General features: G+C 71.1%; 11 protein-coding genes. All 11 read right to left on the reverse strand.

All coding sequences use genetic code 11. From position 1 onward, the window contains the following. Positions 1-176: 176 nt before the first annotated feature. Entirely contained in the window at positions 177-1,637 is a 1,461-nt protein-coding gene (locus tag ACFXB5_RS43115; RefSeq protein WP_385219096.1) for a glutamate synthase subunit beta, read from the reverse strand. Then, the gene (gene gltB, locus ACFXB5_RS43120) at positions 1,630-6,180 is read right to left on the reverse strand and encodes a glutamate synthase large subunit (protein ID WP_385219098.1); all 4,551 of its coding nucleotides are present in this window, start codon (positions 6,178-6,180) and stop codon (positions 1,630-1,632) included. The genes ACFXB5_RS43115 and gltB overlap by 8 nt, the downstream gene beginning before the upstream one ends. A 300-nt stretch (positions 6,181-6,480) precedes the next feature. After that, positions 6,481-7,212 (reverse strand): VIT1/CCC1 transporter family protein, encoded by a 732-nt coding sequence (locus ACFXB5_RS43125; protein WP_385219099.1) that lies wholly within the window; start codon positions 7,210-7,212, stop codon positions 6,481-6,483. 188 nt (positions 7,213-7,400) lie between these two features. Beyond that, complete coding sequence (lgt, locus tag ACFXB5_RS43130; RefSeq protein WP_385219101.1) at positions 7,401-8,366, reverse strand: prolipoprotein diacylglyceryl transferase; 966 nt, start codon at positions 8,364-8,366, stop codon at positions 7,401-7,403. Between the two features lie 70 nt (positions 8,367-8,436). Then, the gene (locus tag ACFXB5_RS43135; protein WP_385219103.1) at positions 8,437-9,255 is read right to left on the reverse strand and encodes a DsbA family protein; all 819 of its coding nucleotides are present in this window, start codon (positions 9,253-9,255) and stop codon (positions 8,437-8,439) included. Between the two features lie 71 nt (positions 9,256-9,326). Then, positions 9,327-10,145, reverse strand: a complete 819-nt coding sequence (trpA, locus tag ACFXB5_RS43140; protein ID WP_385219105.1) for a tryptophan synthase subunit alpha — start codon at positions 10,143-10,145, stop codon at positions 9,327-9,329. Beyond that, the gene (trpB, locus tag ACFXB5_RS43145; protein ID WP_385219107.1) at positions 10,145-11,392 is read right to left on the reverse strand and encodes a tryptophan synthase subunit beta; all 1,248 of its coding nucleotides are present in this window, start codon (positions 11,390-11,392) and stop codon (positions 10,145-10,147) included. The genes trpA and trpB overlap by 1 nt, the downstream gene beginning before the upstream one ends. An 89-nt stretch (positions 11,393-11,481) precedes the next feature. Continuing rightward, positions 11,482-11,634 carry a tryptophan biosynthesis modulator TrpM gene (gene trpM / locus ACFXB5_RS43150; RefSeq protein ID WP_372453215.1) on the reverse strand — a complete coding sequence of 51 codons (153 nt, stop codon included), beginning with the start codon at positions 11,632-11,634 and terminating at the stop codon, positions 11,482-11,484. Positions 11,635-11,657: 23 nt separating this feature from the next. Further along, complete coding sequence (trpC, locus tag ACFXB5_RS43155) at positions 11,658-12,467, reverse strand: indole-3-glycerol phosphate synthase TrpC (RefSeq protein ID WP_020872130.1); 810 nt, start codon at positions 12,465-12,467, stop codon at positions 11,658-11,660. A gap of 158 nt (positions 12,468-12,625) precedes the next feature. Then, positions 12,626-13,036 (reverse strand): DUF2752 domain-containing protein, encoded by a 411-nt coding sequence (locus ACFXB5_RS43160; protein ID WP_385219109.1) that lies wholly within the window; start codon positions 13,034-13,036, stop codon positions 12,626-12,628. Between the two features lie 117 nt (positions 13,037-13,153). Beyond that, positions 13,154-13,417 carry an HGxxPAAW family protein gene (locus ACFXB5_RS43165; protein WP_385219110.1) on the reverse strand — a complete coding sequence of 88 codons (264 nt, stop codon included), beginning with the start codon at positions 13,415-13,417 and terminating at the stop codon, positions 13,154-13,156. Between the last annotated feature and the right edge of the window lie 302 nt (positions 13,418-13,719).

Raw genomic sequence — 13,719 nt, forward strand, 5'->3', positions numbered from 1 at the left:
ACGCCGCGTCGAACAGCGCGCCCAAATGGCAGATCTCCAGCTCCGCGCCCGACAGCCGGCCGCGTTGGAGGAGGCTCCGCCCCTCCCCCCCCGGCCCGCCGCGCCCGCCCCCCCCCCCCGCGGCCGGTCCGTACGCCGTTGTACGGGCGGAGATCCGGGAAAGCCGGGAGACCGGGTCAGACCATGAGGGCCCGGTCGGTGGGGCGGATCGGGGCGGGCAGTTCGCTGGCCCCGGCCAGATAGTGGTCCACCCCGCGCGCCGCGGAGCGGCCCTCGGCGATGGCCCAGACGATCAGCGACTGGCCGCGGCCCGCGTCACCGGCCACGAAGACACCCGGCACATTGGTGGCGAAGGAGGCATCGCGCGCGATGTTGCCGCGCTCATCCAGCTCCAGGCCGAACTGCTCGACCAGGCCGTTCTTCTGGTCAGTGCCGGTGAAGCCCATGGCGAGGGTGACCAGCTGGGCCGGGATCTTCCGCTCGGTGCCCGGCTTCTGCTCCAGCTTGCCGTCCTTGAACTCCACCTCGATCAGGTGCAGCCACTGGACGTTGCCGTCCTCGTCGCCCTCGAAGTGGGTGGTGGAGACGGAGTAGATCCGCTCGCCGCCCTCCTCGTGCGCCGAGGTGACCTTGTAGAGCATCGGGAAGGTCGGCCAGGGCTGACCCGCGTGCCGCTCCTCGCCCGGCCGGGGCATGATCTCCAGCTGGGTGACGGAGGCGGCGCCCTGCCGGTGGGCGGTGCCGACGCAGTCCGCGCCGGTGTCGCCGCCGCCGATGACCACGACGTGCTTGCCCTCGGCGGTGATGGGGGACGTGGTGAGGTCGCCCTCCTGCACCTTGTTGGCGAGCGGCAGGTACTCCATGGCGAAGTGGATGCCGTTCAGCTCCCGGCCCGGGGCCGGCAGGTCGCGCGAGGTGGTGGCGCCGGCCGCGATGACCACGGCGTCGTACCGCTTGCGCAGCTTGGCGGCGTCGATGTCGCGGCCGATCTCGGTCTCGGTGCGGAACTTGGTGCCCTCCGCGCGCATCTGCTCGATACGGCGGTTGATGTGCCGCTTCTCCATCTTGAACTCGGGGATGCCGTAGCGCAGCAGCCCGCCGATGCGGTCGGCCCGCTCATAGACGGCGACCGTGTGACCGGCCCGGGTGAGCTGCTGGGCGGCGGCCAGGCCCGCCGGGCCCGAGCCGATCACGGCGACGGTCTTGCCGCTGAGCCGCTCGGGCGGCTGCGGGGTGACGTCACCGGAGTCCCACGCCTTGTCGATGATGGTGACCTCGACGTTCTTGATGGTCACCGCCGGCTGGTTGATGCCGAGCACACAGGCCGACTCGCACGGGGCGGGGCACAGCCGCCCGGTGAACTCCGGGAAGTTGTTGGTCGCGTGCAGCCGCTCGCTGGCCTCGCGCCAGTCCTCCCGGTAGGCGTAGTCGTTCCACTCGGGGATGAGGTTTCCGAGCGGACAGCCGTTGTGGCAGAACGGGATGCCGCAGTCCATGCACCGGCCGGCCTGCTTGCTGATGATCGGCAGCAGCGAACCGGGGACGTAGACCTCGTTCCAGTCCTTGACGCGCTCGTCCACCGGGCGGGTCTCGGCGACCTCGCGGTCAGTGCTCAGGAAGCCCTTGGGGTCAGCCATTGATCGCCGCCTCCATCATCTTCTCGTGGGTCTCGGACTCGGAGAGCCCGGCACGCTCGGCGGCGTCCTTGGCGGCGAGCACGGCCTGGTACGTAGCGGGGATGATCTTGCTGAAGCGGGTGCGGGCGGTCTCCCAGTCGTCGAGCAGCGCGCCCGCGACGGTGGAGCCGGTCTCCTCGTGGTGGCGGCGCACCGCGTCGTGCAGCCACCGCTGGTCGGTCTCGTCCAGTGCGCCGACGGCGTCCCGCAGATCGACGTTGACGTTGTCCGGGTCGAGGTCGATCACATAGGCGATGCCGCCGGACATCCCGGCCGCGAAATTACGGCCGGTGCGGCCGAGGACGACCGCGTGGCCACCGGTCATGTACTCACAGCCGTGGTCGCCCACGCCCTCGGAGACGACCGTGGCGCCGGAGTTGCGGACACAGAACCGCTCGCCGACCCGGCCGCGCAGGAACATCTCGCCGCCGGTCGCGCCGTACGCGAGGGTGTTGCCCGCGATCGTCGAGTACTCGGCGAGGTGGTCAGCGCCCCGGTCCGGGCGGACGATCACGCGGCCGCCGGACAGGCCCTTGCCGACGTAGTCATTGGCGTCGCCCTCGAGCCGCAGCGTGACCCCGCGGGGCAGGAACGCGCCGAAGGACTGCCCGGCCGAGCCGGTGAAGGTGATGTCGATGGTGTCCTCGGGCAGGCCCTCGCCACCGAACGTACGGGTCACCTCATGGCCGAGCATGGTGCCGACGGTCCGGTTGATGTTGCGGATCGCGACCTGGGCCCGGACCGGCTCGGCGGCCTCGGCGCTCTCGGCGTTCAGCGCGTCGGCCGCCAGCTTGATCAGCTGGTTGTCGAGCGCCTTGGCCAGGCCGTGGTCCTGCTCGATCGCCTGGTGGCGGACGGCGCCCTCGGGCAGCTCGGGCACGTACAGCAGCGGGGCGAGATCCAGGCCCTGCGCCTTCCAGTGCTGAACGGCGCGGGCGGTGTCCAGCAGCTCGGCGTGGCCGATGACCTCCTCCAGGGAGCGGAAGCCCAGCTCGGCGAGGAGCTCGCGGACCTCCTCGGCGATGAACTGGAAGAAGTTCACCACGAACTCGGCCTTGCCGCTGTAGCGCTCGCGCAGCACCGGGTTCTGGGTGGCGATGCCGACCGGGCAGGTGTCCAGGTGGCAGACGCGCATCATGACGCAGCCGGAGACCACCAGCGGCGCGGTGGCGAAGCCGAACTCCTCGGCGCCGAGCAGCGCGGCGATCACCACGTCACGGCCGGTCTTCAGCTGGCCGTCGGTCTGCACCACGATGCGGTCGCGCAACCCGTTGAGCAGCAGCGTCTGCTGGGTCTCGGCGAGGCCGAGCTCCCAGGGGCCGCCCGCGTGCTTGAGCGAGGTGAGCGGCGAGGCGCCGGTGCCGCCGTCGTGGCCGGAGATCAGCACCACATCGGCGTGGGCCTTGGAGACGCCCGCGGCCACCGTGCCGACGCCGACTTCGGAGACCAGCTTGACGTGGATCCGGGCCCGCGGGTTGGCGTTCTTCAGGTCGTGGATCAGCTGGGCGAGATCCTCGATCGAGTAGATGTCGTGGTGCGGCGGCGGGGAGATCAGGCCGACGCCCGGGGTGGAGTGCCGGGTCTTGGCCACCCACGGGTAGACCTTGTGGCCGGGCAGCTGGCCGCCCTCGCCGGGCTTGGCGCCCTGTGCCATCTTGATCTGGATGTCATCGGAGTTGACCAGGTATTCGCTGGTCACGCCGAAGCGGCCGGAGGCCACCTGCTTGATCGAGGAGCGCCGGGCGGGGTCGTGCAGCCGGTCGGAGTCCTCGCCGCCCTCACCGGTGTTGGACTTAGCCCCCAGCTGGTTCATGGCGATGGCGAGGGTCTCGTGCGCCTCCTGGGAGATGGAGCCGTACGACATGGCGCCGGTGGAGAACCGCTTGACGATCTCGCTGACCGGCTCGACCTCGTCGATCGGGATCGAGTGGCGCTCGCCCTTGAAGGAGAACAGACCGCGCAGCGTCATCAGCCGCTCGGACTGCTCGTTCACCCGCTCGGTGTACTTCTTGAAGATGTCGTAGCGGCGCGACCGGGTGGAGTGCTGGAGCCGGAAGACCGTCTCGGGGTCGAAGAGGTGCGGCTCGCCCTCGCGGCGCCACTGGTACTCGCCGCCGATCTCCAGCGAGCGGTGGGCGGAGGGGACACCGGAGGCGGGGTACGCCTTGGCGTGGCGGGCGGCCACCTCCTTGGCGACGACGTCCAGGCCCGCGCCACCGATCTTGGTGGCGGTGCCGTGGAAGTAGGCGTCCACGAAGGACTCGTCCAGGCCGACGGCCTCGAAGACCTGCGCGCCCCGGTAGGAGGCCACGGTCGAGATGCCCATCTTGGACATGACCTTCAGGACGCCCTTGCCGAGCGCCTTGATGAGGTTCTTGATCGCGGTCTCGGCCTCGACACCGGGCAGGAAGGTGCCGGCCCGGACCAGGTCCTCGACCGACTCCATGGCCAGGTACGGGTTGACGGCCGCGGCTCCGTAGCCGATCAGCAGCGCGACATGGTGCACCTCGCGGACGTCGCCCGCCTCGACCAGCAGCCCCACCTCGGTGCGCTGCTTGGTGCCGATGAGGTGGTGGTGGACCGCGGAGGTGAGCAGCAGCGAGGGGATCGGGGCGTGCTCGGCGTCCGAGTGACGGTCGGAGAGCACGATCAGCCGGGCGCCGTCCTCGATGGCGCGGTCGGCCTCGGCGCAGATCTCGTCCAGCCGGGCGGCGAGCGCCTGACCGCCGCCACCGACCCGGTACAGGCCCGAGAGGTTCGCCGCCTTGAGGCCCGGCATGTCCCCGTCGGCGTTGATGTGGATGAGCTTGGCCAGCTCATCGTTGTCGATCACCGGGAAGGGCAGGGCGACGCTGCGGCAGGAGGCCGAGGTCGGCTCCAGCAGATTGCCCTGCGGGCCCAGCGAGGAGATCAGCGAGGTGACCAGCTCCTCGCGGATCGCGTCCAGCGGCGGGTTGGTGACCTGCGCGAACAGCTGGGTGAAGTAGTCGAACAGCAGCCGCGGCCGCTCGGAGAGGGCGGCGATCGGCGAGTCGGTGCCCATCGAGCCGATCGGCTCGGCACCGGCCTTGGCCATCGGCGCGAGCAGGACGCGCAGCTCCTCCTCGGTGTACCCGAAGGTCTGCTGACGGCGGGTGACCGAGGCGTGGGTGTGCACGATGTGCTCGCGCTCGGGGAGGTCGGCCAGGTCGATCAGACCGGCCTCGAGCCACTCGCCGTACGGCTGCTCGGCGGCCAGCTCGGCCTTGATCTCGTGGTCCTCGATGATGCGGTGCTCGGCGATGTCGACCAGGAACATCCGGCCCGGCTGGAGCCGGCCCTTGCGGACCACCTTGGCCGGGTCGATGTCCAGGACGCCGACCTCGGAGGAGAGCACGACCAGACCGTCGTCGGTGACCCAGTAGCGCCCGGGCCGCAGACCGTTGCGGTCCAGCACGGCGCCGACCTGGACGCCGTCGGTGAAGGTGACACAGGCCGGGCCGTCCCAGGGCTCCATCATCGTGGAGTGGTACTGGTAGAAGGCGCGCCGGGCCGGGTCCATGGAGGGGTGGTTCTCCCACGCCTCGGGGACCATCATCAACACCGAGTGCGGCAGCGAGCGGCCACCGAGGTGGAGCAGCTCCAGGACCTCGTCGAAGGTCGCCGAGTCGGAGGCGTCCGGGGTACAGACGGGGAAGATCCGCTCCAGGCCCTTCTCCCCGAACAGGTCGCTGACCAGCTGGGACTCCCGGGCGCGCATCCAGTTGCGGTTGCCCTGGACGGTGTTGATCTCACCGTTGTGGGCAACGAAGCGGTACGGGTGGGCCAGCGACCAGCTCGGGAAGGTGTTGGTGGAGAACCGGGAGTGGACCAGCGCGACGGCGGTGGCGAAGCGGCGGTCGGAGAGGTCCGGGAAGAACGGCTCCAGCTGACCGGTGGTCAGCATGCCCTTGTAGACCAGGGTGCGCGCGGACAGCGAGGGGAAGTAGACCCCCGCCTCGCGCTCGGCGCGCTTGCGCAGCATGAACGCCTTGCGGTCCAGGGCCACGCCGGTGGTGGTGCCGTCGGTGACGAAGAGCTGACGGAAGGCGGGCATGGTGGTCCGGGCCCCGTTGCCCAGCAGCTCGGGGGCGACGGGCACCTCGCGCCAGCCGAGGACGGTCAGGTCCTCCTCGGCGGCGAGCCGCTCGATGTGCTCCGCGGCGGCCGCACCCTCGGTCTCACCCTCCGGGAGAAACGCGATGCCCACCGCGTAGGCGCCGGCTTCGGGCAGCTCGAAGCCGGTCACACTGGCCCGCAGGAAGGCGTCCGGAACCTGGACGAGGATGCCCGCGCCATCGCCGGAGTCGGGCTCGGAACCGGTGGCGCCGCGGTGCTCGAGGTTCCTCAGCACGGTGAGAGCCTGCTCCACGAGCTCATGGCTGGCCTCGCCGGTGAGGGTCGCCACGAAGCCGACGCCACAGGCGTCGTGCTCATTGCGCGGGTCGTACATCCCTTGGCGGGCAGGGTGGGATGCGGAACGCATCGGCTCTCCCGTCGTCGTCATGGCATTTTGCGTGTGCCGAGGGACGACGTTGGCCCTCCGCGAGAATTTCGTGCAGGTTACATGATGGGGCGAATCTCGGGAACCGGAAATTCCGTTTCATCATGCGGACACCCCACGGGTGGGGTGAGGTAAGGCAGTACGGGCACTGGGAATGGGGCGACCGGCGTCGCCATGGCGCGGATCGGGCGACACTGCCCAAGCGCTTCGGGCTTATGCCCGCCCGTAAAAGGATCGAAACCGAGGAGTAACGGCGTGATTATGCGGCTCGCCGTATGACTGTCATCCTACGGCCGTTCCGAAGAAAGCGCCCAGGGCATAGGTCACACCCGCCGCCGCGCCACCCAGCGCCAGCTGCCGCAGCCCGCTGTACCACCAGCTCCGGGCGGTCACCCGCGCCACCACCGCACCGCATCCGAAGAGCCCGATCAGCGCCAGCAGCAGGGCCGGCCACAGCGCCGAGGCGCCCAGCAGATACGGCAGCACCGGCAGCAGCGCGCCCAGCGCGAAGGAGCCGAACGAGGACACCGCCGCGACCAGCGGCGACGGCAGATCGTCCGGGTTCACGCCCAGCTCCTCGCGGGCGTGTATCTCCAGCGCCTGCTCGGGGTCGCGGGAGAGCTGCTCGGCCACCTCACGGGCCAGGGCCGGCTCCACCCCGCGCGACGCGTAGAGCGCGGCCAGCTCCTCCAGCTCGTCCACCGGGTGCTTGCGCAGCTCGCGCCGCTCCACCTCCAGCTCGGCCTGGACCAGATCGCGCTGGGAGGCGACGGAGGTGTACTCACCGGCGGCCATCGAGAAGGCACCGGCCGCGAGGCCCGCGAGACCGGTGATCACGATGGTCTGCCGGTCCACGGCGCCACCGGCCACACCGGTCATCAGCGCCAGGTTGGAGACCAGTCCGTCCATGGCCCCGAAGACGGCGGGGCGCAGCCAGCCGCCGTTCACATCACGGTGGGTGTGGTTGTCGCGGTGGGCGATGTGCGGTGACTCGGCGCTGTCAATGACGGACATATGAAGATGTGCTCCCTTCGAGAAGGGTGTGGCGATGCGGCCCTCACCCCAACGGTTCGAAGGTACGCACGAATTCCCCCGCTCCGCCAGCAAGGAAGGCCGAACTTACCTCGCTGACCTGCGCAAACGCAGAAGGGCCGCCAAACCCCGAGGGGTCCGGCGGCCCGCTGGGCGCATCTCGGCGCGGATCAGGGATTCTTGGTGGGCTCCGCCTCGGCGGCCATCGCACCGGCCTCGTCCGCGTCCGCGCCGTCGCTCTTGGCCGCCTTGGCCGCGCTCTTGGTCGTGACGTCGCCGCTCGTCTCGGGGACCGGGGCCGCGCCGTCCTCGTCCGCGGCCGGTTCCACGACCTCCTCGCGGCCCGGGGACCGCTTCGCGGCGATCACCAGATAGGCCACCGCGGCCAGGAAGACCACGACGGACGTCCAGTTGTTGAGCCGCAGCCCCAGCACATGGTGGGCGTCGTCCACCCGGAGGTACTCGATCCAGAAGCGGCCCACGGTGTACGCCGCGACGTAGAGGGCAAACGCCCGGCCATGCCCCAGCTTGAAGCGGCGGTCCGCCCAGATCACCAGCAGCGCCACACCGACGCACCACAGCGACTCGTACAGGAAGGTCGGGTGGTACGTGCCGGCCACCCGGCCCGCGTCGGCGTCGCCGTCGATCTTCAGCGCCCAGGGCAGCGTGGTGGCCTTGCCGTACAGCTCCTGGTTGAACCAGTTGCCCCAGCGCCCGATGGCCTGGGCGAAGGCGATTCCGGGGGCGATGGCGTCGGCGTACGCCGGGAGCGGGATCCCCCGGCGGCGGCAGCCGATCCAGGCGCCGAGCGCGCCCAGCGCGATGGCCCCCCAGATCCCCAGGCCGCCCTGCCAGATCTTGAAGGCGTCCACCCAGTCACGGCCGTCGGTGAAGTACAGCTCGTAGTCGGTGATGACGTGATAGAGGCGGCCGCCGACCAGGCCGAAGGGCACCGCCCAGACGGCGATGTCGGCGACGGTGCCGACCCGGCCGCCACGGGCGACCCAGCGCCGCCCGCCGTACCAGACCGCGACAAAGACGCCAATGATGATGCAGAAGGCATAGCCGCGCAGCGGGACCGGACCGAGATAGATCACGCCGGACGACGGGCTGGGAATATAAGCGAGGAGGTCCATGACAGGACCGACGCTACCGTGCCGGGCGGGAGATGCGGCAACCCACCCGGCAACGGCTGCGTAACAAGGATCAGTCGCGGGCCGCCGCGAGGACCATGCGCTTGAGCTTGTTGGGGCTCAGCGGCTTCTTGGGGTCGCCGTAGATCGACTTTCCGCCCAGCAGCACGGTCGGCGTGGAGGCGTAGCCGGAGTGGGCGAAGACGTCGTTGGACTTGCGTACCCAGGCGTCATGCCGGCCGTCCTCGACGCAACGCCGGAAGGCGGGCGTGACCAGCCCGGGGACCTGGTCCGCGAGCTTGATCAGCCTGCCGTTGTCGGCGTAGGTGTCCCGGGTCTCCTGGGACTGGTGGCGGTAGAGCACATCGTGGTACGCCCGGAACTTCGCGGGGTCCTTGTCCTGGGCGCAGGCCGCCGCGTTCGCGGCGCGGAGCGAACCGGTGCCGCCGAGGTTTCTGTCGATGATCGTCACCAGGTGGTACTCGACCCTCATCCGGCCGGTGTCCTGCAGCTCGTGGACGGTCTTGCGGAAGACGTCCTCGAACTGCTTGCACCCCGGGCAGCGGAAGTCCTCGTAGACCGTCAGGGTCACCGGGCCCGCCTTCCCCGCCTTCCCCTCCTGCCCGGACTTCTCCGACTTCCCCGAGGGGATCACCAGCCGTCCCTTGCCGACGGCTCCGCGCGGCGGCACCAGGGCGCTGCCCGACTTCCCCGAGTCGTCGTCGGTCCTGGACGCGATCATGCCCACGCCCACCGCCGCGCCGAGGACGGCCACCACCGCCCCCAGGACGCCCAGCGTCCGCTTACGCTTCGCACGCGCCCGGTCCCGCTCGCGCTGTTCCCGCAGGCGCTCTCGGGCGCCGCGCTTTCCCTCACGGTTTCTCTGGCTCACGCCCTCGCCTAACGAGGCGGAGGAGCACCGCTGAGCTCCTCCGCCCCGTGTTCCCTCGAACGAGCGACCCTCTAACGGGCGGTGCGGACGCCCTCCGCCAGCTCACCCGCGAGCTCACGCAGCCCCGCCAGACCGGCCTCGGTGTCGCCCTCGGCGTCCAGCAGCCGCTTGACGAAGGCCGAGCCCACGATGACCCCGTCGGCGAACACCGCGACCTCCGCCGCCTGGATGGCATTGGAGACGCCGAGGCCCACGCACACCGGGAGCGAGGTGGTGGCGCGGGTGCGCTCCACCAGAGCGCGCGCCTCCTGTCCCACCGATTCCCTCGTTCCGGTGACGCCCATCAGGGACGCCGCGTAGACGAAACCGCTGCCCGCCGCCGTGATCTTCGCCAGCCGCTCATCACGGCTGCTGGGCGCGACCACGAACACGGTCGCCAGACCGTGCTGCTCGGCGGCCTTCCGCCAGATCTCCGACTCCTCGACCGGCAGATCGGGCAGGATGCAGCCCGCGCCGCCCGCCTCGGCGAGGTCGGCGGCGAACCGCTCGACGCCGTACCGGTCCACGGGGTTCCAGTACGTCATGCACAGGATCGGGGCGCCGGTGCGGGCGTGCACCTCCCCCACCGTGCGGATCACATCGCGGATCCGGACCCCGTTGCGCAGCGCGATGTCGTCGGCGGTCTGGATCACCGGCCCGTCGAGCACCGGATCGCTGTGCGGCAGCCCGACCTCGACGATGTCGCAGCCGCCCTCGATCATGGCGGTCATCGCGTCCACCGCGCCGTCGATGGTGGGGAAACCGGCGGGCAGATAGCCGACGAGCGCGGCGCGCCCCTCGTCCTTGGCACTCGCCAGGACGGACCCCAGCAGTTCCAGGTTCCCGGCCATCACTTCGCCCCCTCGTCGCCCTGCTGGTCGTAGAGCCCGAAGTACTGGGCCGCCGTGTCCATGTCCTTGTCACCGCGCCCGGAGAGATTGACCAGCACCAGGCCGTCGCTCCCCAGCTCCCGGCCGATGTCCAGGGCGCCCGCGAGCGCGTGGGCGCTCTCGATCGCCGGGATGATGCCCTCGGTCTCCGACAGCAGCCGCAGCGCCCGCATGGCCTCGTCGTCGGTGACCGCCCGGTACTCGGCGCGGCCGATGTCCTTCAGATAAGCGTGCTCAGGGCCGACGCCGGGGTAGTCGAGACCGGCCGAGATCGAGTACGGCTCGGTGATCTGGCCGTCCTCGTCCTGGAGGACGTAGGACCGGGAGCCGTGCAGGATCCCGGGCTCGCCCTGGCTCAGCGTGGCCGCGTGCTCCCCGGTGGCCACGCCGTGCCCGGCGGGCTCGAAGCCGACGATCCGCACGCCCTCGTCCGGCAGGAAGGCGTGGAACAGCCCGATCGCGTTGGAACCGCCGCCCACGCAGGCCGCGACCGCGTCCGGCAGCCGCCCGGTCCGCTCCAGGATCTGCCGCCGCGCCTCCACGCCGATCACCCGGTGGAAGTCGCGCACCAGCGCCGGGAAGGGATGGGGTCCGGCCACGGTGCCGAAGAGGTAGTGGGTGCGGTCCACATTGGCGACCCAGTCCCGGAACGCCTCGTTGATGGCGTCCTTGAGGGTGCGGCTGCCGGACTTCACCGCGATGACCTCGGCGCCCAGCATCCGCATCCGCGCCACGTTGAGCGCCTGCCGCTGGGTGTCGATCTCGCCCATGTAGATGGTGCACTCGAGCCCGAACAGCGCGCACGCGGTGGCCGTGGCCACCCCGTGCTGACCGGCGCCGGTCTCGGCGATGACGCGGGACTTGCCCATCCGCTTGGTGAGCAGGGCCTGCCCCAGCACATTGTTGATCTTGTGGGAGCCAGTGTGGTTGAGGTCCTCCCGCTTGAGGAAGACCCGGGCACCCCCGGCGTGCTCGGCGAACCGCGACACCTCGGTCAGCGCGCTGGGCCGACCGGTGTAGTTGACCAGCAGATCCTCGAGCTCGGCCGCGAAGGCGGGGTCCGCCTTGGCCTTCTCGTACTCGGCGGCGACCTCGTCGACCGCGGCGACGAGTGCCTCGGGGATGAACTTGCCGCCGAAGGCACCGAAATACCCCTCGGCGCTGGGCACCTGGCCCTCCGGGTCAGGGATGAAGAAATCAGAGGACATGCGACGTACTCCTCGATCGGGGCAGCGCCCCGCGACAGATGGGATGGCCCACTACGGGTGGGATGGATGGGGGAGCGTGCGGCGTGCGCTCAGCGCACTGCCGCCCGGCGCCATCGCCGCCCGTTGATCTGCCCCGGCTCGCATCCGATGTGGTAGCGCACGCGCCGCCCCCGCACCCGCCTCGCGGGCGCGCGGCAGCCCCGGGGCCGACAGCCCCGTGCCAGGCGCGCGTACGTCTCCATGGTCCGCCGATCCCGCCCCGTCGTCAGTCCCGGCCGTGGCGCAGCGCCGGATGGGCGCCCGCCGCCACCAGATCGGCCACCGCGGCCTTGGGGTCGCGCCCGGTCACCAGGGACTCGCCGACCAGCACCGCGTCCGCGCCGTCGTTGGCGTAGGCGATCAGGTCGTGCGGGCCGCGCACCCCGGACTCCGCGATCTTGACGATATGGTCCGGGATCTCCGGTGCGATCCGGGCGAAATTCGAGCGGTCCACCTGGAGGGTCTTGAGGTCGCGCGCGTTGACGCCGATCACCCGGGCCCCGGCGTCGACCGCCCGGGCCGTCTCCTCCTCGTCGTGCACCTCGACCACCGGCGTCAGCCCGATCGACTCGGCCCGCTCGATGAGCGAGACCAGCGCCTGCTGCTCCAGCGCGGCGACGATCAGCAGGATGACGTCGGCGCCGTGCGCCCGCGCCTCCCACAGCTGGTACGAGGTGACGATGAAGTCCTTACGGAGCACCGGAATGTCGACCTTCGCCCTTACGGCTTCCAGGTCGGCCAGCGATCCGCCGAAGCGGCGCTGCTCGGTCAGCACGCTGATCACGGCCGCGCCGCCCGCCTCGTAGTCCGCGGCGAGCCCGGCGGGGTCGGCGATCGCGGCGAGCGCGCCCTTGGAGGGGCTGGACCGCTTGACCTCGCAGATCACCTTGACGCTGTCGCCCTTGAGCGCCGCGACACCGTCCTTCGCCGGCTGGGCCTTGGCCGCCCGCTCCTTGAGCTCGTCGAGGGCGACGCGCGCCTGCCGCTCCGCGAGGTCGGCACGGACTCCGTCGATGATCTCGTCGAGCACACTCACCGAGCGGCCCCCTTCCGTGACGGGGATGAAGCTTCTGAATCTGTACCGGGTGGGGCGGTCCACCGCGCCACCTGGCACTGCGATGGTAGCCGCCGGTAGGCCGAGGTCTCGCATCCGGTTGACGCGGACGCCCACCACATGCACATACACAACAACGGTCACGGCACCAGTAGTCCCCCGAACGGGAAATTCCGGACGATTGTGAAGACCAGGGCCACCACGCCGAGCGCCCCCGCGTGCCACAGCCGCGGCGCCGGGAAGCGTCCGCGCACGCACCACACCGCCCAGCAGACGGCGAAAGCCGCGTAACAGCCGACGGCGAGGGCGTTGTCACGCAGCGCGGCCGCCAGATCGCCATGGGCCAGGGCATGGGCACCGCGCAGCCCGCCACAGCCGGGGCAGTACAGCCCGGTCAGCCGCAGCAGCGGGCAGACGGGGTAGTGGCCGGGCTCCCGGGGGTCCACGGCGCCCACGTAGCCGAAGGCGGCGAGAACGCCCGCGAGCACGCCGAACGGGGCGGCCAGACGCCGCACCAGGGGGACGAGGGCGGTCGACGGTGGATCGGTCACACCGCCGAGTCTGCCCGGGGATCCACGAAGGCGCAGCTCAGGGCCGGTGCGCCAGCCTCCGTACGGCTCAGTGCCGCGTGTGGTGGAGGCGAGCACGGCCCCGGGCCGCGCCGGGGCTCAACTCTGCGTCTGCGTCTGCGACTGCGCCGCGGGCTGCGGCTGGGGCTTCGGCTGCGGCGGGTGCTGCGCCTTGGGCATGCCCAGCCCGGCCGCGCGCATCGCCGCGCCGACGACACCGCCGAGGACGATGATCACCATGCCCGCCCAGAAGCCGAGCGGGTTGGCCGCCACGGTGAACGCGCCGGCGACGCAGAAGCCGACGAAGGCGATGGTGACACCGGTCCAGGCGGCCGGGGTGTGTCCGTGGTCGTGACCCGCCATGAATTCTCCTCGTAGCTGTACGCGCCTTGTCCGGGCGCTCGGGGGGCGAACGCTCCCACGCCATTGTCCCCGATGCGCGAAACGCCCTTGAGCGGGGGTGGGACCTTACGGCGCGAGGCGGGAGGGCGGGCACGGGCGGCGCCCAGGGACGGAGCCCACGGGGTGCCCGGCGGACCACGCGGCGGAGCCGCATAGCGGCGCTTCCCCCTCCCCGCCCCTTCCCGCTACCAGGGGCTTCGCCCCTGGACCCCAGGGGTCCGGGGGTCCGGGGGTCCGGGGGCGAAGCCCTACCACGCGGCGGA

Source organism: Streptomyces sp. NPDC059455, from assembly GCF_042750115.1.
GTDB lineage: Bacteria > Actinomycetota > Actinomycetes > Streptomycetales > Streptomycetaceae > Streptomyces > Streptomyces endocoffeicus.